24 protein-coding genes are annotated in these 23,444 nt (G+C 36.3%); 4 read left to right on the plus strand and 20 right to left on the minus strand.

Annotated elements, in window-relative coordinates; translation table 11 throughout:
* The 10 genes from N0K73_RS00005 to N0K73_RS00050 form a co-directional block, all read right to left on the minus strand.
* Positions 1-1,639, minus strand: a 1,639-nt coding sequence (locus tag N0K73_RS00005) for a lectin-like domain-containing protein (RefSeq protein ID WP_284063890.1), incomplete at its 3' end; no start/stop codon positions are given.
* Positions 1,640-1,717: 78 nt separating this feature from the next.
* The gene (locus N0K73_RS00010; protein ID WP_263852796.1) at positions 1,718-1,843 is read right to left on the minus strand and encodes a hypothetical protein; all 126 of its coding nucleotides are present in this window, start codon (positions 1,841-1,843) and stop codon (positions 1,718-1,720) included.
* 184 nt (positions 1,844-2,027) lie between these two features.
* Positions 2,028-2,684 carry an amino acid ABC transporter permease gene (locus N0K73_RS00015; RefSeq protein WP_057973952.1) on the minus strand — a complete coding sequence of 219 codons (657 nt, stop codon included), beginning with the start codon at positions 2,682-2,684 and terminating at the stop codon, positions 2,028-2,030.
* 17 nt (positions 2,685-2,701) lie between these two features.
* Positions 2,702-3,340: an amino acid ABC transporter permease gene (locus N0K73_RS00020; protein ID WP_057973953.1), complete on the minus strand. Its 639-nt coding sequence runs from the start codon at positions 3,338-3,340 to the stop codon at positions 2,702-2,704.
* Entirely contained in the window at positions 3,337-4,164 is an 828-nt protein-coding gene (locus N0K73_RS00025) for a transporter substrate-binding domain-containing protein (RefSeq protein WP_057973954.1), read from the minus strand. Before N0K73_RS00025 ends, N0K73_RS00020 begins: the two co-directional genes overlap by 4 nt.
* A 34-nt stretch (positions 4,165-4,198) precedes the next feature.
* On the minus strand, positions 4,199-4,936 hold the full coding sequence (locus N0K73_RS00030) for an amino acid ABC transporter ATP-binding protein (protein WP_057973955.1): 738 nt from the start codon (positions 4,934-4,936) through the stop codon (positions 4,199-4,201).
* 163 nt (positions 4,937-5,099) lie between these two features.
* The gene (locus N0K73_RS00035) at positions 5,100-5,912 is read right to left on the minus strand and encodes a DUF6681 family protein (protein ID WP_083478949.1); all 813 of its coding nucleotides are present in this window, start codon (positions 5,910-5,912) and stop codon (positions 5,100-5,102) included.
* Between the two features lie 17 nt (positions 5,913-5,929).
* Complete coding sequence (locus N0K73_RS00040; RefSeq protein WP_284068584.1) at positions 5,930-6,385, minus strand: hypothetical protein; 456 nt, start codon at positions 6,383-6,385, stop codon at positions 5,930-5,932.
* Positions 6,386-6,454: 69 nt separating this feature from the next.
* On the minus strand, positions 6,455-6,895 hold the full coding sequence (locus tag N0K73_RS00045; protein WP_404825130.1) for a Fur family transcriptional regulator: 441 nt from the start codon (positions 6,893-6,895) through the stop codon (positions 6,455-6,457).
* A gap of 72 nt (positions 6,896-6,967) precedes the next feature.
* Complete coding sequence (locus N0K73_RS00050) at positions 6,968-7,528, minus strand: guanylate kinase (protein ID WP_112250681.1); 561 nt, start codon at positions 7,526-7,528, stop codon at positions 6,968-6,970.
* Positions 7,529-7,672: 144 nt separating this feature from the next.
* On the opposite strand from N0K73_RS00050, the gene N0K73_RS00055 reads away from it, so the two are divergent.
* On the plus strand, positions 7,673-7,852 hold the full coding sequence (locus tag N0K73_RS00055) for a hypothetical protein (RefSeq protein WP_057973958.1): 180 nt from the start codon (positions 7,673-7,675) through the stop codon (positions 7,850-7,852).
* A gap of 49 nt (positions 7,853-7,901) precedes the next feature.
* On the opposite strand, the gene N0K73_RS00060 is transcribed toward N0K73_RS00055, so the two are convergent.
* From N0K73_RS00060 to N0K73_RS00095, 8 genes are all read right to left on the minus strand, one after another.
* On the minus strand, positions 7,902-8,444 hold the full coding sequence (locus N0K73_RS00060; RefSeq protein ID WP_112250683.1) for an ECF transporter S component: 543 nt from the start codon (positions 8,442-8,444) through the stop codon (positions 7,902-7,904).
* Between the two features lies 1 nt (position 8,445).
* A complete protein-coding gene (locus tag N0K73_RS00065; protein ID WP_112250685.1) occupies positions 8,446-9,288 on the minus strand; it encodes a bifunctional hydroxymethylpyrimidine kinase/phosphomethylpyrimidine kinase in 843 nt (280 codons plus the stop codon).
* A gap of 133 nt (positions 9,289-9,421) precedes the next feature.
* A complete protein-coding gene (locus N0K73_RS00070) occupies positions 9,422-10,588 on the minus strand; it encodes a cation:proton antiporter (RefSeq protein WP_112250689.1) in 1,167 nt (388 codons plus the stop codon).
* 109 nt (positions 10,589-10,697) lie between these two features.
* Entirely contained in the window at positions 10,698-11,369 is a 672-nt protein-coding gene (locus N0K73_RS00075; protein WP_112250691.1) for an MIP/aquaporin family protein, read from the minus strand.
* Positions 11,370-11,429: 60 nt separating this feature from the next.
* Entirely contained in the window at positions 11,430-12,182 is a 753-nt protein-coding gene (locus N0K73_RS00080) for a YibE/F family protein (protein ID WP_112250693.1), read from the minus strand.
* Entirely contained in the window at positions 12,179-13,282 is a 1,104-nt protein-coding gene (locus tag N0K73_RS00085; RefSeq protein ID WP_112250694.1) for a YibE/F family protein, read from the minus strand. The genes N0K73_RS00080 and N0K73_RS00085 overlap by 4 nt, the downstream gene beginning before the upstream one ends.
* Positions 13,283-13,736: 454 nt before the next feature.
* Positions 13,737-14,708 carry a hypothetical protein gene (locus N0K73_RS00090; RefSeq protein WP_112250696.1) on the minus strand — a complete coding sequence of 324 codons (972 nt, stop codon included), beginning with the start codon at positions 14,706-14,708 and terminating at the stop codon, positions 13,737-13,739.
* A gap of 265 nt (positions 14,709-14,973) precedes the next feature.
* Positions 14,974-16,575, minus strand: coding sequence for a peptide ABC transporter substrate-binding protein (locus N0K73_RS00095; protein ID WP_225416498.1), 1,602 nt, complete (start codon positions 16,573-16,575; stop codon positions 14,974-14,976).
* 155 nt (positions 16,576-16,730) lie between these two features.
* Between N0K73_RS00095 and N0K73_RS00100 the strand changes: the two genes are divergently transcribed.
* Together N0K73_RS00100 and N0K73_RS00105 are read left to right on the plus strand one after the other, a co-directional pair.
* On the plus strand, positions 16,731-19,148 hold the full coding sequence (locus tag N0K73_RS00100; RefSeq protein ID WP_112250698.1) for a Xaa-Pro dipeptidyl-peptidase: 2,418 nt from the start codon (positions 16,731-16,733) through the stop codon (positions 19,146-19,148).
* A 53-nt stretch (positions 19,149-19,201) separates the two neighbouring features.
* The gene (locus tag N0K73_RS00105) at positions 19,202-20,650 is read left to right on the plus strand and encodes an MFS transporter (RefSeq protein ID WP_057973967.1); all 1,449 of its coding nucleotides are present in this window, start codon (positions 19,202-19,204) and stop codon (positions 20,648-20,650) included.
* 135 nt (positions 20,651-20,785) lie between these two features.
* Here N0K73_RS00105 and N0K73_RS00110 read toward each other — a convergent pair whose 3' ends face one another.
* Together N0K73_RS00110 and N0K73_RS00115 are read right to left on the minus strand one after the other, a co-directional pair.
* On the minus strand, positions 20,786-21,325 hold the full coding sequence (locus N0K73_RS00110; RefSeq protein WP_112250700.1) for a biotin transporter BioY: 540 nt from the start codon (positions 21,323-21,325) through the stop codon (positions 20,786-20,788).
* Complete coding sequence (locus tag N0K73_RS00115) at positions 21,312-22,307, minus strand: biotin--[acetyl-CoA-carboxylase] ligase (RefSeq protein ID WP_112250702.1); 996 nt, start codon at positions 22,305-22,307, stop codon at positions 21,312-21,314. Before N0K73_RS00115 ends, N0K73_RS00110 begins: the two co-directional genes overlap by 14 nt.
* Positions 22,308-22,458: 151 nt before the next feature.
* Between N0K73_RS00115 and N0K73_RS00120 the strand changes: the two genes are divergently transcribed.
* Positions 22,459-23,364, plus strand: coding sequence for a proline-specific peptidase family protein (locus N0K73_RS00120; protein ID WP_112250704.1), 906 nt, complete (start codon positions 22,459-22,461; stop codon positions 23,362-23,364).
* Positions 23,365-23,444 lie beyond the last annotated feature (80 nt).

Raw genomic sequence — 23,444 nt, forward strand, 5'->3', positions numbered from 1 at the left:
ATACTACGGGATCACTTAAGTTATTGCCTTTTTCGTCAACATAGTTGACCGTGATCTTCGCTGCTTCTGCTCTTTCATACACGTACGTAATTGTTTGAGCCGTTTTGCTAAATTTACCAGTTGCATTAGATGGAGTCGCTTTTAGCACCCACCCTTCAACATTTTTAGCAATTGTTGCATACTGATCATCAACTCTACCATTTAACGTATCAGATCCCGTGATTTTAGTCCCATTAATATCAACATAATTAACCGTAATAGGCGCAGCTTCTTCTTTTTGATACACATAAGACACCTCTTGTGACGTTTCATTATAGGTTCCATTTGCCGTACCTTTTATTTCTTTAAACACCCAGCCAGCAATGTCTTTTTGTTCAGTTGTATACGTTTCACCATATTTGTCTTGTAAAATAATTTCTGGTTTCAGCACATTTCCTTTTGTGTCAACATATTTTACCGTAACAGGTGCGGCTTTTTGACGTGCGTAATGAACAACAATTTCGCCCTGTTCTAAAGCATACGTCAAATCGCCATTATCCGTATATGCCGTATCAGCACTCTTAGTCACATTTGTTAACGAATATCCTTTATTCATTCCTAATATTTTTGCATTAGAAGCATCAATTTTATTTTTAATATTTTCTGTCGTTCCAACTTGACCTTCAAAATTTTCCGCATCAATAATTTCATTTTCACCATCTGAGTCATCAACGTAACGTACCTTTGCGACCCCTACTGCATCATATTTAAATTCTTTAAGTTTAAATTGTTGTAAGTTCGTAAAATTACCTGTTGACGCCGATAAAAAGAATGCATAATTTTTATTTGTTTCCCAGTCCAAAATATTTCTTTCCCATATTTTCCCATCATATTTGACGGTCATCATGTGTGTCTGTCCATCATATTCCATTAAGAAATCTTTAAAAGTATTCCCCGCCGGCTCCGTTATTTTTTGAGCGGCGGCATTACCGGTTCCATCATATGTTTCAACAATTCCGATTTCGTCAGCCCTCATAAAGGCACCAAAGGCATTACCTTGTCCACTCACGTTGATGTTAGGAGATCCTTGGAACTGCCTCGGATCTGATAAGAATCTTTCCGCTTTTGCGTTAAAAAAAGTATCTGCTTTCCATCCAAACGATCTGGGCAATCCACCAAGTCCGATTGCCCCGCCATCGTCCCCAACTAGACCTGGATCACCGTCAAGAAACCCAACACCAATACCATCCGCTCCACCTTTTTTTTGAGTTTTATTCCCAATGTTAACTAATCCCGATAAAGAAAAACTTTGCTCAATGTTAATTTTTGACTTCAGCGTCATATTTCCAACTTCATGAGTTAAATCCTGGGTCAACGTCACGACGCCAGTTTGCTGATTGTAACTTGCATCACCTTGTAAATTAAAATAGTTCAAAAAATTTGCTGGTGTTACAATCGCACCGCCTCTTACTGATTTTGATTCTAAAATTAAAGGACTAATTAAACTATTTTGAATTAATCCCTGATTAACATCGCTTCGTTCAACAAGCTGATCTAATCTGTTTGCCTTAACTGGGCTTACCATTGGACTCATAAGCATGCCACCACTTATCAAGCCTAAAATTAAGTATTTTTTATATTTTCCCGTATGAATTGTCATCCTGCTCTCCTCGTTTCTTTTATGAATGGGGGGATTAGTTAAACAGTTCTTTCTACATAATATTTTTTATATGAAACGTTATGTTGGGTCTCTTGCCGCTTTTACTTTTTCAACAATTGAAAGACTCAAATTTAAATGGTGATTAGAAATCCCTTCAATCCAATAAGAACCGTTCACGTTTAATTTTTTTATGTATAATTTCATAATTACACCAAGCCTTTCTTACATATTATTTAATTAATAAAAATATAGCTATTATTTTTTATCTATATTAATCATAACTAAACTATTATTAATTTGTCAAATAAAACGTTTTCTTTAGTTATACAAATAAAAAAATACAGCTAAAATATTAAATTTTAGCTGTATTTTCAATTCATTACTATTTTTATCTAGCCAATCGTCTTTCTAAGTATCTTGAAACCAATGATAGTGCATAACATACGACAAAATACATCACTGCTAGGGCGACGAACATAGGAATCACATAATTAGTATTTTGACCGTATACTAACTGAGCATGATACAACAACTCTGGTAAAACGATAATTGTTGCCAATGATGTATCTTTAATTAATGAAATAAATTGACTAACTAAAGGTGGAATCATTTTCTTCAAGGCCTGAGGTAAAACAATCACTCGTAACCCTTGCCAATAAGTTAACCCATTTGCACGAGCGCCCTCCATTTGACCGGGTTCAACTGCTTGAATTCCACTTCGAATAATTTCTGCCAACATTGCCGATTCAAACACTGTCATTGCCAGCGTTGCTGACCAGAATATTGATAGTCGAATACCGACATTAGCTAAACCAAAGTAGACGAAAAATAATATTAAAAGTAAAGGTAAATTACGAATTAAATCGATCACAAATCCAACGATTGCTGATAAACGTTTTACTTTAATATAACGTGTCAGGCCTAGAATAGCGCCAATAATAAAACTAAAAATAATTGAAATAACTGAAACTTCGATTGTAACTAACAACCCCTGTAGCAGGTAACGAATATTTTCCCAACTATATGCTGCAATAAAATCTGACATAATTTTCTAGACCCCCTTTAACTTAATTTCTTTTCTAAATGTCTCATGTAATAACTCAATGGCATTGTAATAATTAAATACAAAACCCCAATAATAATGTATGTATTAATCGTATCAAACGTCGTTGACGCAATAATATCACCCTGATACATCAAATCAAATCCAGCAACGAAAGCTAAAACTGATGAGTTTTTTACTAAGTTAATGAATTGATTTCCTAGAGGTGGAATAACGTATTTAAATGCTTGGGGTAAAATAATATGGAACATTGCCTGCATAAATGTTAATCCATTTGAGCGAGCACCTTCCATTTGTCCTGGGTCTACGGCTTGAATTCCTGCCCGGACTGTCTCCGCAATAAAAGCAGACGTATAAATCGTTAATCCAATTGTCCCAGCTGTAAACCCATTTATATTTGTGACGTACATGGGTACGACAACGTAGAAGAACATCGCCACAACCAATAATGGAATATTTCTAAAGACTTCGATATAAATGCGCGCAATGATTTTTAAAATTCGGTAGGGCATTTCTTCTAAAATCGCGAAAAAAGAACCAATTATCAAACTAAAAAATAGCGCAAGGATACTTGAAAATAACGTATAACCGAGTCCTGTTAGTAGTGCTTGCCAGTTCTCCGTAAAAATTGTAATCATTGTTGACTCGCCTCCTTCACGCTAAAGCCTGGAATATCGCCAAACCATTTATTTAATAACTTTTCATAAGTACCATCGGCACGCATTTCAGCAAGTGCTTTATTGATTTGATTTTTGAATTTATCTTGACCCTTATCAATTGCGATTCCGTAAGGCTCATGCGTAAACGTACCACCAACAACGGAAAAATCCGGGTTTTCTTTAACCATCCCATATAAAATACCATTATCGGTTGTCAAAGCATCACCCTGTCCAGATTTCAGTGCTGTCAATGCTTGCGCATAGTCATCAAGTTCTAATACTTCTGCTTTTGGTGCATACTTCTTCATGTTAATCACTGAAGTCGACCCTTTAACACCTAACACAATCATACCGTCCTTATTTACATCTTTCACGGACTTAATCGAACTTTCTTTCTTAACTAAAATCGATTGTCCAGCGGCAAAATAAGGGTTTGAGAAATCAACTTGCTTCTCACGATCTTTAGAAATCGACATTGTTGCGATAATTGCATCAATATTACCATTTTTTAGGAGCGGTATTCTTGTTTTACTTGTTACTTGAACAAAATTAGCCGTTGCATCTTTACCTAGTATCTTCTTCGTAACGGCATCAGCGATGTCAATATCAAATCCTTGAGTTTTGCCCGTTTTAATATTCATTAAACCAAATAATTTTGTATCTGCCTTAACGCCCCAGTTAATTGTTTTTGTTTCTTTAGCCGTCGTTAAGATATCAGCTTTATTTTTTGAGCCACAGCCCGCAATAACTAATACCATAATTAAACTCATAAACAATAAACTGATCTTTTTAAATTGTTTCATTATTTAATCCCCACTCTCACAGTCTTGAGTTCCTCTAATGTTTAATAATTTTACTCAAGAATTTTTTTGCACGCTCTTCTTTTGGATTATCGAAAAATTCTGCCGTTGTATCATCTTCGAGAATTTGACCATCCGCCATGAAAACAACACGATCAGCGACTTCACGAGCAAATCCCATTTCATGAGTAACAACAATCATTGTGATTCCTTCATTTTTCGCGATATCTTTCATAACTTTTAAAACATCATCAATCGTTTCTGGATCCAATGCAGATGTTGGTTCATCAAATAATAGTGCCTTAGGTTTCATGGCTAAACTACGTGCAATGGCAATTCGTTGTGATTGTCCACCAGATAACATTCTAGGATATGATTGTGCTTTATCAGCAAGACCAACTGTTTCCAATAAGTCCAATGCAATTTTTTTATTTTCAGCTTCATCTCGTTTTAAAACTAAGCGTGGTGCAAGCATAATATTTTCAAGAACAGTCTTATTTTCGTATAAGTTGAAATGTTGGAAAACCATACCAACATTTTTTCTGATCTTATCGATATTTGTTTTTTTGTCTGCTAAATCAAAGTTTGTAACCAATAGCTGACCTTCGTTAACTTGTTCCAAGCCGTTAATCGTCCTGATTAACGTACTTTTCCCCGATCCAGATGGCCCAATAATAACAACTACTTCGCCCGCTTCAACTTTCAAGTTGATGTTCTTCAATGCGTGAAATTTGTCATAATATTTCTCCACATTTTTAAATTCGATCATTGCCATATGCTTAATCCCCTTCTCATAACTCTCTTATTCTTTTTTTGTGATACTTTAATTATACTACCAAATCAACTTTCAAATGAACTTTTAATTTCAGCATTTTTTAAATGTACCATATAACCGCAAAAAAAAGCGACAGCAAAGTATTTTTGCTACCGCTTTTCTACTAATTTTCTTTTTCTTTGTAGGCAATTTGAATTTTAACGTGGAATTTATGCATTTCTTCAATAACCGACGAACGTCCCGCAATTTTCCGATTACCACCGGATAAAGTTGCAGTCGCCAGATAAATATCATACTGGCCCTTAGCTGTCTCAATATCAGACAGGCCCACATGTGTCAGGTGCCCAATCACTTGTTGATCCATTTGGTTCATTCCGGCATAAACATTCATTTTTCCATTTTCTATTTTTAATTCAAAAAAAGGAAAGGCCACAGGTTGCGTTAATTCAGATATTGGCTTACCTGTACTTTGAATTTCTTTCATAATAGCATCATCCGATAACCCGTCATAATCGAAAGCAGAATAATCAACTTGCTTCATTTGGCTCGCAATTTGTTGAACAGCTAGTTTCTCATCCCTACTCGATTTTATCGTCGCTGGCATCATAATTTTTGAATCAAATAGCCCGTTCGTTTGGACGTAACCAGGTTGCATCCGACGACGTTCACCACCTTCAGTGGCTTGTTTAGGTGGCCCACCCAATAATTTTTCAATTTTTGGGGATGGATCAAATTTAGTGGTTTTGTTAGTAAAGTAGTAAAGCATATTTAATCCAACAAAATATAGTAATACCAGAAAAATTAGAATAAATAAACTACCACGAAGGTAATACCCATTAATGAAATAACGTGATGCCACATACAATAGATACCAGTTACCAAGAAAACCTAAAATAGTATAGATTCTATTTTTTAATTTTAAATTAACGTTAAAAAAACCCAAGTAATGATTTGCTAAATCTAATAAACTAAACATCTCTTGACCTCCAATCTTTAATCAGTACCCGCCGCCGTTGTACTTGCTTGCGCAGGCGTTACACTTTTCTTATCCTTTACACTGCTGCTTGTTGCCGCGCTTGCCTTATCTGTAGTCACGGTATCGTCCGCGTTCGAAGAAGCGCTGCTCTCATTAGTCGTGTCATCAGCGCTTGTACTTTCCGCCTTTGACGACGATTCTTTGGCAACACTCGAGCTGCTTGATTCCGACTCCACGCTTTCCGCCGAAGATGAGGATACCTCCGAACTGGTTTCAGAAGAGGTTTCTACTTTTTTAGAGCTCGAATTGCCATCTACCTTCGGCATAGACGAAGATGATGACACTGTTGAAGAGACCGTTGCCCCTTCATTTGTATTCGTCGTTTTATTCACAACAACGTTCGTCGCACCTAATGCAAGTACTATTGAAACAATTGCAAAAGGCGTAATAAATGGTGGCATTCTATAAGCCATTAACTCTCACTCCAATTTTATACTTCTTCCATTAAACCATATGCTGTTGAATTTTATTCGAAGATATTCTTAACTTTTCACTAATTTTTCTTGGCACTCATCGCAAATTCCATGCAATTCAAATTTATGTTCTTCAATTTTATAGCCGGGTAACTGATTTTCAAAATACCCCAGTGGACAACTATCTAGTTCAACAACTTTACTACAAGATGTACAAATAAAATGGTGATGATGTTTATGACTAAAATCACATTGATATTTTACGCAGGCACGTTCACCATTCATTCGTTGTTCAACTAGTCCCATTTCTTTAAATTCTTTAATGTTGCGATAGATAGTATTGTGACTCATCCCCGGGTATTGATTTCTCATATAGTCGTCTACAACGGTCACATCTACGTAAGATTCCTCATATTGACTTAGATACGTTAATAAACTCTTTCTTTGTTTCGTTATTTTATATTTATTTTCTTTTAAAATATTCAAAGCATCGTCAATTAATTCTGTCAAAAGTTTGATCTCCATTTCTAAACAATAATGATTACTCTTTAAAAAGGATACCATATCAGATAAAAAAAGCAATCAGCCCTTATCCAGTGATGCAATCAATACATTAATCTGTTTCTTCGCATCATTTAAGTCATCATTAATAATAATGTGCGCGATTCCTTCGAGGTCTGTCGGTAACTCCATATCTCGTTTAGCTTCACCCGAATCCAGTCTTAAACTACGATTTTTAGCGGTGTCACCACGCTTAGTTAACCGATCTTTTAATATCTGTGTATCGGACACACATAAATATAAAATAACAGTCTCCTTTGGTAGTTCCGTTGAATACGTAATTGCGCCCGCCGTATCCAGCACAATTGTTGCATTTTCAGAGTCTGACCAAGCAACATCTATGGCTTCTCTTGAGGATCCATAGTAATGGCGATCATACTCGACATGTTCTAAATAGTGAAAATTAAAGAACGTTTCATTTGATTCAAAATAATAATCACGACCATTTTTTTCATTATCTCTCGGTTGTCTCGTTGTATGCGTAATGACTTTTTTAGCATTGAAATGTTCTGTTAGATAGTCTCTAATTGTTGTTTTACCAGTCCCCGGAGCTCCCGTAATGACGAAGATTCTTTTTTGCATTAAATCATTCCTTTATTATTTTTAATTAATCTAAAACAAATGTCTTGCATTCATTTTCTGTACGTACTATACTAACCTTCTACCAGAGAAAAAAGAATGCGCTTTCAAGGTAGTAGTATATAGAAACATGGAGGATACAAACTTATGAAATTTGGAACATTTAGTAAGAACTGGTACACAGTTTCTTTAGACACTGAGAAACAAATCTTTATCGCTAGTTCAAAAAATAATCCAGCCATTTCAGGTTCTGGGGTAACAATCGAAACAGCCGTTTCCAACTTATCATCAGAAATGAAATACGTTCAATCTGGACAACTTGTATAGAGGGTAAATGTGAGCTCACGCACATCAACCCTTTTTTATTTGGTCTTTTTTAGCGGTTAAATCGCGTCATTAACTTTTTAATGGGCACGTATAATAAACTAACAATAACGATTGTCGAAATTGAATTAATCACCGTAGCTGGCAAGCTCAAAAATGCTTGAACAATCGCAACGTTAAAACTCACTCCTTTAATCATTGCCTCGCCAATCGAAACCAGATATGAGGTCCCAATTTTACCAATTCCGGCAGTCGCAGCAATGATTACAATCCAATATTGACCATGATAATTTTTTAATAACTTCATCGCACCTGTCATCAATAAGGCAATGACAATGACTTCCAGAATTGTAAAGTACGATGTATCTGCGTATCCGTTCAGGATATCAAATAAGCCCAGGCCAATTGCGCCCGCAATGGTCCCATAACTAAACCCTAAAAAAATGACGGCTAGTGCTGCCAATGAATTCCCAAAATGAATGAATGGTTTCCCAACCATGGCAGGAATCGGAATTCTAAACACTGAAATACCGATATAAATAATTGCCGCAAACAGACCTGCTAAAATAATTTTTCTTAATCGCTCATTTCTCATTTCATTTCCCCATCCTTCGATTAATATCAGGTAAAATACTCATAAAATTAACGCCTAATCTTCCATCAAGTGCTTCTTTATCAGAAACACTCATTGCCTTCCATGTGACCTCAACCGCGAATCTCAGGGCCTCTTCTAATGCCTTACCCGTCATTAACTCACCCACCACACAACTGGCCAATAAATCTCCTGTACCAAAATAATGTTGCTCCCGCTTTTCTTTCAATACCCAACCAGATTCATTACCCACTGTCCTAAATGCAACACCAATTTTATTTTGCTGATTAGTAACGCCCGTAATAACAACTGCTTTTAAATTTAATTTTTTTAATAATTGTTTTAATAACTGATCTACCTCTAGTTCACTAGGGTTTTCTTGATAATCTAGTTCAGCCAACAAGTAGGCCTCCGTTAGATTAGGTAAGATTAAATCTGCTTGCGCTAAACATAACATTCGTAATTCATTTACATAGTCAGTGGTCATTCCCGAATACAAATGCCCATGATCAGCCATGACTGGATCAATAGTCGTCATTTTTTCATCATCAGATAATTCGGCCAACAAACTTCCCATAGCTTTAATACTTTCTATCGTACCTAAATAACCAAGATAGGCACCAGTAAATTGGATAGGAATTGTTGCCCACTGCTTTTTAAAGGATTGGATCAAAGGTGAAGTATCTGACTTCACTGGTACGCCAAAACCGCCCGTATGACTACTTAACAACATTGTTGGTAAGATTGTCGTTCGCTGATGATAGCTGGCCAGTACAGGCACGGCAATGCCCAATGAGACACCACCAACGCTGGATAAATCCTGCGCAATTAATAATTGTTTCACCATTTTATCCTCCCCTTTCAAGTATCCATTCCATTATAAAATGAATAGACCAGAATAGCGATATTTATTGGTTATTTTAAAAATAAAAAACTATTGATGAATCGGCACATGGCCTGTTCATCAATAGTTTCATTTATTAATCACCCATTTGTTGTCGCCCAATAGCATGTTTCAACATAAATGGTGCTAAAATTGTCGAGATAATAATCACCATAATAACCGCAGAATAATATTCTGTCGATAACAGGTGAGCGGTATACCCAATTTGCACAATAATCAACGCCATTTCACCACGAGAAATCATTCCCGCACCAATGACATAGGCACTATTAAAATCAAATCCGAGTAATCTCGCACCCAATCCTCCACCGAGTAATTTTGTAAGAACGGCTAAGATTGTTAAGATAACGATGAACCAAATATTTTTAATAAATCCGTCAAATGACATATTTAAACCAATACTTGTGAAAAACATGGGAATAAATACGGCATAGCCAATTGGTTCAATATTGGCATCAATTTCTTTCTTATATGGTGTTTGTGCAACTGCAATTCCGGCGAAGAAAGCACCAACAACTGCACTTAACCCAACTAAATCTGCTAAGTAAGCCATCCCTAAACAGATAACCAATGACATAATGGTCACTGACGATCCAACCAATAATCGTTCACTTATCTTCATTAAGAAAGGTGCTACCCATTTGAACAAAATTAAAATACCAATAAAGTAAATAAATTCTAACAAGAAACCGACCCAGATATTAGACTGTGCGCTTTCTCCGGTACTTGTAATATTGCCGAAAACACTAACCAGAACACTCAAAATAACGACCGCCAAAATATCATCAACAACCGCGGCACCTAAAATCGTTGCACCTTCTTTTGAATCTAACCGTTTCAGTTCCTTTAAGACTTCAACTGAAATACTAACTGAAGTGGCTGCAAATATGACACCTAAAAATAAGGCAGATTCAAATCCAAAATGATAAATCCGACCGAAATAGTAAACAGCAATAATAGGGAAAACGACACCTAAAGTTGCGACTGATAAAGCCGGTTTTAAATATTTTTTTAATAAATCTAAATCACTCTCTAATCCTGCCATGAACATCAAGATAATCACACCAATTTCCGCAAACATCGCAAATAAATGATCTGAATGAACCCAGTTTAACATTGCTGGTCCAAGTAAAACCCCAACCAATAACTGTCCAATTACGCTAGGCACACCAATCCGCGTGCTCAAATGTCCCGCAACTGATGTTGCTACTAATACCAAACAAATTGTTCCTAAAAATGCCATTATTTCCCCTCTCACTTATCATTATCTATCTTAACCATAACATACATTAAAAATAAAAAGCAGCAAATCCCTTAATGGAATTCACTGCCTATAATTCACTTAGTTAAAATTAAGCTTCTTCACTGTTGAAAATGTATTTTGCTGCGAATGCAGCAAGTGCACCACCAACTAATGGTGCAAGAATAAATACCCAAAGTTGTGAAAGTGCATCGCCAGCTGCGTAAAGTGCAGGTCCGATACTACGAGCAGGGTTAACTGAAACCCCTGTAAGTGGTAGACCAACAAAGATAAGCACTGTCAATGTTAACCCAATGACAAACCCAGCAATATTACTGTTACCAAATTTTTTACTCGTAACCATCAAGATAACTAAGATGAATAAGAATGAGAATAAGGCTTCAACGAAAAATGCCATACCACCAGAAATGGTTGCGTAACTATTTGAACCAAAACCATCAGGAACCTTTGATGTATCTGTCATTGATGCAATAATCATTTTAACCACGCTAGATGCAACGATTGCACCTAAAACTTGGCTAAACCAGTAACCGAACATATCTGTTAATGACATCCGTTTATTGATGTACATTGCCAATGAAACGGCAGGATTCATATGTCCACCTGAAACAGGTCCGATAGCATAAGCCATCAAAACAATAGCTAATCCAAATGCAAGTGCGATGGCAACCGGGCTACCGTTACCTATTGTAACTGCCCCTGTACCAATTAATACCAAGAAAAATGTGCCGATAAATTCAGCAATATAATTTTTATAATTCAATTTTGACTCCCCCTTTATTAGTATTCTTTAATTATACACATAATCTTAAAGCCATTTCAATTATTTTCTTTGTTTTAATTTTTGAATTAAAACCCATGCTGTGATTGGAACCGCTAGAATAACGCCTATGATAGAAAATAAAATCATAATTAATTCTGCAACAAAAATTTTATCATTAATAATATCGGCAAATGTTGCATGTGTTTGTACCAATAAAATAAATAAAGCTAAAAATCCACCAAAAAAACCAAAAAACAACGTATTAAAGGTTGTTCCAATAATATGTTTACCGATACTAATACCAGCAGCGTATAATTTTTTCAAGTCAATTGTTGGCGTTTGTTCGACGATTTCATTAAGTCCCGCAGAGATAGCAATCGCACCTTCAGCAATGGCCCCTAACGTACTAAAAATTGCCGTTGAAATCGCAATTTGCATAAAATTGGCCCCTACTAATAGGGAGAAGGCTTCTATTTCTTCACTATCTTCTGCCCCAAATCCCTGAACTACCGCTAAATGTTCAACTGGGATAATTAACAACACTAAGATAATAAGCACAATTAATGACGCATAAAAAGCAGTCTCCGTCACTTGCGTATTATCATCCCCCAGAAAAATTGTAATTGCCAAAATGATTATGCCATTGATCAAGGTCACCACAACCGGTGGAAATCCACCCGTAATTAAGATAATCGTGAAAAATAACATTAAAAAATTAAGGAATAAACTTAAAAATGAACGCACACCATTCATCCCACCAATGATAACCATTAACCCAAATAAAATAGCACTTAACCATCCAATTGTAATCATGAGGCGTCACCCCCTTTGATTAAGCGACTAGCGAAGAAACTTGCCACCGGAATGGCAATCACAATACCAATTCCACTGATGAGCGTCTGGACAACACCTAAGGCCATTGTCCATGAGAAAGTATATCCAATCGTATTTGTCGTTCTAAAGTAGAGAACTGCCAGTGGGAAAATATCAGCGATAAAAATTAAGAATAAAACGTTAATTAATGGCCCCATAATTGATTGTCCTACTTCACGACCAGATTTAAATAATTCCTTCGGTGAAATCATTGGCTGTTCCTCTTTCAATTGAAAGAGTGTCGCCACAATATCCGTTGATTCGTCCATAACAGCTCCCAGAGACCCAAGTAATGTTGCTGCCAAGAAGAGTTCCTTCGGCGCTTGGGTAGCGTACGATAAAGCCTCGTAGTGCATCCCTTGATCATTCGTTAACCTTAAAACAATTACACTGATAATAACTGACAAACTAGTCCCCGTTAACGTCGCTAGCAGCGTAACCAACATCTGCCGGTTTAATCCAATCACCAAACTTAATGTAAGCACCGCAAAAATAAGTGCGATTCCGGCAAAAATCCAAAAGAAATTCGTAATATTAACAAAAATTTCAAATTTAATAGCTAAAAAGAAGATGACCATATTCAAAGCAATACTTAAAACAGCGATCATCCCACTAATCTGCATAAATCCTACCAACATACTGACGGCAACCCAAATTAAGACGGCCACGACAACATCTCGCTTAAACCCATCTATGGTACCCGTCAATCCGCTTTTATGTGGATTAACCGTTACGAATACTTGATCATTCTTTTGATATTTTTGATCATTTGCTCGCGATGAAGAATATGTATTTGGTAAGACAATTTTTTGGCTCTGATACTTACCGTTCATCACAATTCCCGATATTTTTTGTTTGGTTTGCGTATCTTTATTTTCAAATTCATCGGTGACCTTCTCAGTTTTATCATCCGTAACCTGCGTTATTTTAACGATAGTATCCGAGTATAATGCCTGATCAAACTTAACGCCTAGAACAAGTAAGCCACCAATCACAATCGTTAAAATTAAGATAAGATTTTTATGAAATAGCTGTTTCATTGGTTTACACCTCATTTATTTAGTAAATATTAACTTTACCAGTTTAACATTTTATTACAGATAAAGTTCGACATAGGGTTAGCCTTATTCACATTAATTCCATTTAAAATACAAGTTAGGAAGCTTAAAGAATGAATTTCTACTTAACTTATGAACCCAATTTCACGTATTTGTTCAAATAACTATTTTAGGTTAGAACTATTTTTATCACTAAAATAGTTCAGATATTTCGCCCGACGGACTGCTACTTTAACCGTACTTTTAAACAACTTCATAATGATTATCCTTATTATTTGCTATATACGAGTCATTAAGCTAACCGGGCAGCCTAAATGGATCATCATTATTAGTCCTTTAATAAAAAGAGTAGACCAACATTTACAAAATTAACGCTTCGTAAATGTTGGTCTACTCTTTTTACTTCATATTCATACACATTGCAACCTATTATTTATTAACGCGTTATCGTAGAAGTTTCTATAGTATCTTTTTCATAAGCCCTTGAATATTTGGCTTTAACGGATACTGTTAGATTATCGTGATCAGGAACCATATAATAATCGTGAACTGCACCACCCGATCCATTAACAATGCTTATCTGCCAACCACCATTACCGTAGGCTTCATATGTTCCCGAATCGTGTCCGTCCCGAATTTTGAGATTACTGCCATCCACAACTGATATTGTCCCCGCATAATAACTTTGAATATCGAATCCAGAAATTTTAGATTTAAACTTATTGTTAAGTAAATCTACTGCTTCTTCAATCGATAAATCTTTTCCATTCGTGGAAGAACTTGTTTTAGATTTTTGCGTGTCAGTTCCTTCACCAATAGTCACATTATTTACTATTTTATTTCTAGCATCATCGGATAATTTTCGATTAACGTACGTAACTATTTCAGACATCCCTACTTTTTGAAGCTCATTATCTGAATTATTGTAATAATCAACAGTGTTATGTTCGTCACCTAACAATCTATAATAAGGATTATCACCTTTTTGGATATAGTATTTAACGATACTGGAATCAGGCGATTCAATTGAAATATTGAATCCGTCCGTTATCTCGCCAGATAAGTTACTCCAAACATGATCTGCACCATAATAAGCAATTGCTATGGCTGATTGTTCAGGGGTATCTTTCATTTGTTGAACCGTAAGTGTCCCCTCACTAGTATTTCTCCTAGAATTTCTTTTTTCATTTTTTATTGATTCTGACTTAATTTTCATTTTTTTAATTGATTCCGCTCGACTACTTTCAAGCTTACTTGATTCCTTTTTACTTATTGAATCAGATTTTTTTGTTGATTTCGAATTGACAACTGAACTACTAGTACTCGTATCTTCTGAATTTCCATTTGAACACCCCACCAAAACTAACAACAATGCTAATCCCCAAATACCTAACTTTATTTTTTTCATTATTATCCATACCCTCCAAGTATTTTTTTACCTCCATAAGTTTCTCATATTAACTTATTATTCACAAATTTATCTCAACCAACTTAACCAATACACCCAATTACATACAAGGAGAACTTTAATTATTCTCGCTACAATAACGAGTACTAAAAGGTGTGACGTGACAACACTAAAGCCAAATAATATTTTTCAGTTTTTCTACAAAAAAAGAACTTAAGTCATTGAACTAACTGTCCAATAGCTTAAGTTCTCAATTTAATTAGTCCTACTTAATCGTCATATCACGATAGAACAATGTTGTTCCGTATGGGTTAATATGGATTCCAGCGATATCTGGGTTTAACAAGTAAGCCATTGCTCCTTGGAAAACAGGTACCATATAAGCATCTTCGCCAACAATTTGTTTTTCGGCATCAATCAAACTAGCCCAACGTTTTGTGGGATTCGTTGCAAAGTCATTCTTAGCTTGATCAAGGTCTTTTAAATATTGTGCGTTTTTGTAATCTGTACTCAAGTGATAAGCACCACCATCACTGATAAAGTTAATTGGATCAGCGTAATCTGGCGTCCACGTCCCATAAACAACATCAAATTGGTACGCAGTTGTTGCTGCTAAACGTGATTTGATTGGTATGTTACGGGCGTTAATTGTTAATCCTGGGAGGTTACTTTCTAGTTGTGCCTGTAAGTATTCAATCACTTGTTTGGCCTCTGGCGTGTCAGAACCTAAAATTTCAATAGTCAGGTCTTTTTTACCAATTTCTTTAAGTCCCTTTTCCCATTCGGCTTTAGCTTCTTTTTTATTGAAAGCGAGCAAGTCACCAGCTTCTTTACGGTAATCTTTACCGTTAACCGGGTTCGAGACAAAGTTAGCTGGCACAATTCCATTCAACTCTGATGAACCGTCATTGAGAATTTTACTTGCTAAGGAGCTCTTGTTAAACCCGATTGCAAGAGCCTTACGAATGTGTTTGTTACCAGTTGCTTCGCGTTTCGTATTAAAACCTAAATAACCAATTAATGGTGTTTTACGGGTTGCAAAGCCTTTTTCATTTTTATATTGTTTAACGTAATCATTAGCTAACATTGAAAAATCAATTTTACCCGTCTGATATAGTTTACCGGCTGTTGCGCCGTCTTTTACAACTTGTACATCAACTTGAGTTAATTTAACTGACTTAGCATTCCAGTAATTTGTATTTTTAACATATGACCATTTATTATTAGTTCCCGTCCAGTCCGTTAATTTATAAGGACCATTCACAATCATATGTTTTGAATCTGTTCCATATTTATCCCCTTGTTTTTTAACGTAGGCTTCATTTTGAGGTACAAATGGCGCTCCCGTTAAAACTTCTGGCAAATAACTAATTGGTTGTGCTAACGTAACTTCTAACGTTGTTTTATCAATTGCTTTAACACCTAATTTATTAACAGCCATTTTTCCATTGCGAATGTCATAACCATTTTTTAGGATATCGATTCGTTGTGAATTAGGTGATGCTGTTTTAGGATTGGCCAATTTCTGCCATGCGTACACAAAATCATTAGCCGTCACAGCCGTTCCGTTTGACCATTTTTCATCTCGTAATTTGTACGTGTACACTGTTTTTGCGTCATTTGTCGTGACACTTTTAGCCGCTGCCAAAACTGGTTTATTTTTTTGATTATAAGTATACAAACCTTCATAAACGTTTTGAATAGCTTCAACACTAAACGTATCGCTGTATTTAGTTGAATCTAAAGTGCCTAACTGATCAGTTACAGCCACGTTTAAACTACTATCAACTTTTGTTGTTGTTTTCCCACAAGCAGCCAACACCCCTAGAACCATAATACTCAAAATTAATGCGACTTTCCTTCTCACTATTAGACACTCTCCTTTTTTAATTACCTTAATATCTTTGACTTTACTCAGTTACTTATTTTTTGTCAATAGAAACGTATCATTTCAACCTTATTTAAATTTAAGTTATACTTAAATTAATAGTTCAATCAATTTTGAAAGGGAGTTTCTGACTAATGAAAAATAATCAATTCGCTAACTATACACCTACCTTTGAGACACAAATCAAAGAACTCAAAGCCATGAAATTTTACATAGATGCTGAAACTAATCTGACATTTTTACTTGAGCAATCACTCGATAAAGTTTTCCTTGATTATCAAACTGCCGGATCAAAACACCAAAAATATCATTCATTACTCGCGACTGACTCGACTTCAGTTGATGATTTTTTTACAATGAAAAATGAATTAACGCCCACTATCTTCTATAATATTGCATTGCAGTTATTAGAATTTGAAGTCGGCATTGATTTCAAAATTGACGACCCATTCACGGCAATGACTAAGATTCAATTACCTTCTATTGAAATCATTAACTCAGTTGATGATTTTTGGTCAGCTTGGTATCTATTATTAACAACGCATACAAAAAACGGTCAGGTTTTCACTGATCTATTAGCCAATAAAGGCTACTTCGTTTCTTTCTATGAAGACGCCAAACCACTCTTTTTCAATGGCAAGGCGCAACCTGTTTTCGATACCACAAAACTAATTCGTGAAGTCGTTTATGTTGAGGCACCACTAGATACCGATCATGATGGTCAACGTGATTTATTAAAAACTGAAATTTTAAGACCAACTGTTACTTCAGGTTTTAAAGTGCCTGTTTTATACACGGCAAGCCCTTATAACCAAGGTACGAATGATGAAGCAGAAGTCATGCATAACGTCGATATTCCACTCGCAGAAAAACCTGTCACAGACTTATCCGAAGCAGATATCACTTCTACTTATCAAGAACCTGAATTACCCAATCCGCGACCAGTTCTTTCAGAAACAACCGAAACAGAACAAACTTTTAGTCGCGAATTTTCGTATACGTTAAACGATTATATGCTTGCCAGAGGATTCGCAGTTGTCTACGCAGCCGGAATTGGTACTCGCGAGTCAGACGGCGTTCGAACTTGTGGCAGTGTCGAGGAGACGGTTTCAACTGTGGCAATCATCGAATGGCTAACGGGTCAACGCCAAGCTTTCACAAATAAATCAGATAATCGCGCAATTAAAGCAACTTGGAGTAACGGAAACGTTGCAATGACTGGTAAGTCTTACCTTGGAACACTCGCTACTGCTGCAGCAACTACTGGTGTCTCCGGTTTAAAAACCATTATTTCTGAAGCAGCAATCTCAAGTTGGTACGACTATTATCGTGAAAATGGATTAGTTGTCGCGCCAGCCGCTTGTCAAGGAGAAGACGCAGATGTTCTGGCTGAACTTTGTTTAAGCCGTAAAAAAGATGCCGCAGACTATACAACTATTCAAAATTATTTTAGCGAAGTTATGGACAAGCTAGCAATAGGGCAAGATCGTGAATCAGGTAATTATAATCAATTCTGGGATGAGCGTAACTACTTAAATCAAGTTCAAAATATTAAAGCCAATATTATTATGGTTCATGGTTTAAATGATTGGAACGTCAAACCACGCCAAGTGGAACAACTTTGGCAGGCATTACGGCCCTCTCCGGTCGTAAAAAAATTGTTTTTACATCAAGGAAAACATATTTATATTAATAATTTCCGCTCATTAGATTTTACGGATATGATGAACCTTTGGTTATCTAATCAACTTTATGACGTTGAAAATGGTGCAGAGACACTTATTCCCAACGTCACAATACAAGATAACTTAGATGCCGAAACTTGGCATACATTTGATGATTGGGCGGATTCAGATTCACCTGTACAGTCTTATCATTTCCAACAAGATAAGCTGACTCAATCGGTCACTTCGGATGAACATCAATCAGTTACCTTTAAAGATGACCTACCAGATGACATCTTTAACGCCTACGTGACAAACAATAATCTTTGGGAACGCGACCTGATTTCAACTAAAGAAACAAATATGGCTGAAAATCGCGTTCAGCTAGTGACAGATTCATTTACCGAACGTCTCTTCCTTTCTGGTTCCGCCCACGTTAAATTGTCCGTCTCTGCCGGGCAGACAAAGGGCTTGATTAGCTGCATGTTGATTGACTATGGCGAAGCAAATCGACTCAATGAAGTACCAACTGTTTTAGGTCGTAAATCCCTAGACACCGGATTTCATTGGCGCGAGGATGATTTAGTTGAGTTTACTAAGAGTGCAACGTCTACACCCTGGAAAATGATTTCAAAAGGTCATATTAATCTCCAAAATAGAACTAATCGTTATCAAAATGATTCCGTGCTTCCAGGCACTTTTAATACGGTAGAGTTTGACTTACAGCCAACAGCCTACCAAGTTGAAAAAGGGCATCAACTTGGACTTGTTATTTATGCAACTGACTTTGGTATGACTTTACGTAACAATGATTCAGATATCTATACGATTAACTTAGCCAATTCTCGCCTTAAAGTTCCTTACCAACCTGTAACAACATTATTCTAAACGTCTACCTAAAAAATGATGATGTAATGTCACCAAGATAATGGAGAACACACATGGCTACTCAAAACGCATTTGTTACAGATCCAGAGATTCAAAAAAGAAAATGGTGGATTTTGACATCCATTGGATTGTTTACCTTCATGTCCACGCTTGACGGTTCAATCGTTAATATTGCGCTGCCTAGTATGAGCCGTGAATTAAATGTACCAATGAATCAATCCGAATGGGTCGTTTCAATTTACCTCGTTGTCATCTGTTGCTTATTGCCCCTATTTGGTAAATTGGGTGACACCTATGGTAAAATCGGTGTCTTCCGGATTGGTACCATTCTATTTGTTTGTGGCTCGATACTAGCTGGATTCAATACTGGGCTACCCTTTTTACTCTTTGCCCGTGTCGTTCAAGCAACGGGTGCCAGTATGACATTAAGCGCAAACGCAGGGATTATTACTGAGGTTTTCCCTCACAATGAACGTGGTAAAGCATTGGGTTACATTGGTTCTTTCGTTTCGTTAGGTAGTATCGCTGGTCCCGGATTAGGCGGACTTTTACTTGCTCATCTATCGTGGAGTTATATTTTCTGGATTAACATCCCGGTTGGCGTAATTGCTATTCTTGTCGGTAAAGCTATTTTGCCAAAAGATATCACTAAAACGCGAACAAAAATCGATTACCTAGGATTTACTTTTTACGCGTTAACGATTGCGACTTTTTTTATTGGTATCTTCATTGGCCAAGAAATTGGCTTTAATCAACCTGCCATCATTGGCTTATTCGTAACCGCTCTAATTTCCCTAATCGTTTTTATTACGATTGAAAATAAAATTGAGATGCCCTTAATTCAGTTTACAATTTTTAAAAATATTAAATTCTCAATTGGCCTAATTGGCGCGTTATTGATTTTTATTTCTAATTTTTTCTTCAACGTTATCTCGCCCTTCTATCTTCAAAATACGTTGGGTTTAACGCCTAATATCGCTGGTTACATCTTGATGCTTTGGCCATTAGTTATGGTTGTGATGTCACCGGTCGCTGGTTCATTAAGTGATCGTTTCAATCCACAGTTAGTCACTTTAATTGGGCTTATTATTCTCTCAATTTCTCAATTTGGTTTCTTCATGATTAATGCGGATACACCACTTTATGTCTTTGCTATTTTCGTAGCCATTGCTGGATTAGGAAATCCCTTATTCCAATCACCAAATAACATGACTATCATGGGTGCCGTTGACCAGAAACAACTTGGCGTCGCTGGTAGTATGAATTCTCTGTCTCGTAGCTTAGGGATGGTCATTGGGGTTTCCGTTGCGACAACCTCTTTGTTTACCGCAATGAGTCATAAATACGGTCAAACAACAACGACATATATTAAAAATCGTCCAGACGTTTTTCTTTACGGGATGCACGTCACCTTTTTAATTTCATTCATCATTTGTTTAATTGTCACAGCCTTAACGGCCATATTACTAGTTCGTAGTTATCAAGAAAAAAAGGCAAACTGAAACTGCTTCTGACTGTATAAAAAGAGAGAAACACGTAATTATTAACGTGTTTCTCTCTTTTTATTTTATTAAGTTATTAAAGTCCATCACTTATAGAATCGGTGTTAGTTGATTTATCTAGCTAAAATTAACTTTCTACAAGGCTTTTATTTCATACCTACGTATTAAATAGCAAGCTAACTCGCAAACAAAAACAACTTTAAGAATACCAACAAATATAAATGGTAAAACACCAATCAAAAATGCTTGTTGAATGGTTGTTTGTTGGTAAATCATTAACCATGCGGCACCAAGTAATAATTGAACGCTAGCACCCAATAAGTTTGCGACGTACAGTTGCCAACGACCATTTCCAAACCATTTTAAAAATAAACCGGTCACTATAACGTAAATCAAGAAACCAAATAAATAGCCACCGGTTGGCCCGATTAATGACAGTAGTCCTGAGTGGAAACCAGCAAATACGGGTATGCCAATTAACCCCAGCAAAAGATAAATACCAACTGTTTTGATTCCTTCTCCGACCGGTCTTAAACTTGCCAACAACCCAATAAAAATCGTTTGTAAGGTCAACGGAATTGGTCCTAGTGGAATAATAAGTTGCGATAAAACACCCATGACAGCCGCTAATTCCGCCGCAATAATTAATTGCTTCAACCGATTATTCTTGCCCATGTGTCATCCCATCCACGTTCACTTTTATAATTTCTCCTGCCATATACTTTGTAACCTGTCCGTCATCATTTCGAAAAACCAGTTGTCCACTATCACTAATCGTTTCAACAACGCCCGTTATTTCTTGATGACCACTTTTTAAAGTTACCGTCTTACCAATTACAAGTGACCGCTTTCGATAATCATCCATAAAACCGCCTGATTGATAATCTTGATAAATAGTCATAAATTGATTCGTTATTTCAGCTATTAATTCGTTTCGTGTAACGTCCCCCGATTCAGTTACCAACGATCCTACTTTGTCTCGCAAATGAGTCGATAATTTTGTGATATCCGTTTTAAAATCTAGTCCGATACCAATAACGAGACTTGTCACTTGTTGCGTCTCAATATCTGTAACAGCCTCTGTTAAAATGCCACAAATTTTTTTATTTTGATAATAAATGTCATTAACCCACTTTATTTGCGGTTGAATAGTTAATTTATTTTCCAATGCATAACTCACGGCCATGGCCGTGGCCGTTGTCAGCTGTCCAACATCTTTAATTGGCTGATCAATTCGTAATAGATAACTCATATAAATACCGGTATCTTCCGGTGATTCAAAATCTCGACCAAATCGTCCATATCCACCTGTTTGACCGTTTGCCACAATTAGTAGCGGTTCATTATTACCTTGTTGGCTAGCACGTTCTTTAGCCAATTGATTAGTTGATTTTAACTCATCGAATGTTTCCACCTGTATCTCTTGATTATCTAAATAAGAATAAATAAGTTGTGGATTCAAACGGTTACCATCGTTCAATATGTATCCTTTTTGCGCAACCGTCTGAATTTCAAAACCATTTTCTTGTAGCCCTTTAATTGCCTTCCAAATGGCCGTTCTTGAAACACCAATCGATTCGGCCAAAGCCTCTCCCGAAACGATACTGTCTTGTCGTTCAGACAAAATTTTAAGAATCTGATCTTTTGTTTTCATCATCCACCGTTAACCTTTTTATTTTTTAAGTTAACATAACTTTAAACTAAATGTCTATAAATTGCAAATTGTGACTTTTTAATTGCCTTCATTCTGGTAAATAACCTCAAAAGTGCTATGCTTAATCTATTCTTAAGAAATTAGGTGGATTAATATGGCATATGGAACGAAAATTATTACGTTAGATAATGGGTATCATCTTTGGACACACACAGAGGGACAAGGCGATATTCAATTACTTTGTCTCCATGGTGGCCCCGGTGGTACACATGAATATTACGAAAATTTTGCTGAAAAATTAGCTCCTCTTGGCGTTCAAGTTTCAATGTATGACCAACTTGGTTCATGGTACTCTGACCAACCAGATTTCACTAAACAAGAGAATGTCGACAAATTCCTTAATATTGATTACTTTATTGATGAAGTTGAAGAAGTCCGCGTTAAATTAGGCTTAGATAACTTCTACTTAATTGGTCAATCATGGGGTGGCGCTCTTGTTCAAGAATACGCATTGAAATATGGTGACCATTTAAAAGGCGCTATTATCTCAAGTATGACTGACGACATTAATGAATACTTAGCTAACGTTAACGCTATTCGTGCTAAAGAATTAGATGCTGATGCGCTTGCTTACATGCAAGAATGCGAAAAAACAGGCGACCTTGATAACGCACGTTACCAAGGCTACGTTGACATTTTAAATGACGGTTATGTTGATCGTAAAAAACCAGCTCAAATTGCTCATTTGGTTAGCACAATGGCCGAACCTGTCTACAACTACTTCCAAGGTAATAACGAATTCGTCGTTACCGGTAAATTAAAAGATTGGTCAACTCGCGACCGTATCAAAAATATTACCGTTCCAACCTTAATTACATTTGGTGAACACGAAACAATGCCTCTAGCAACCGCTAAAAGAATGTCAGAAACAATTCCACACGCTCGTCTTGTAACAACTCCTGAAGGCGGTCATCATCATATGATTGATAACGCACCTGTCTACTTTGATCATTTAAGTACGTTCCTAGCGGATGTTGAAAACGATAATTTTAAAGACTAATAAATAAAAAATAAGCACCCTCAAAATCAATGATTTCGAGGGTGCTTATTTTTTATGGAAACTTATTTAAAAATTGTAAC

Origin of the sequence: Dellaglioa algida (assembly GCF_030127605.1) — a bacterium.
Classification (GTDB): domain Bacteria; phylum Bacillota; class Bacilli; order Lactobacillales; family Lactobacillaceae; genus Dellaglioa; species Dellaglioa algida.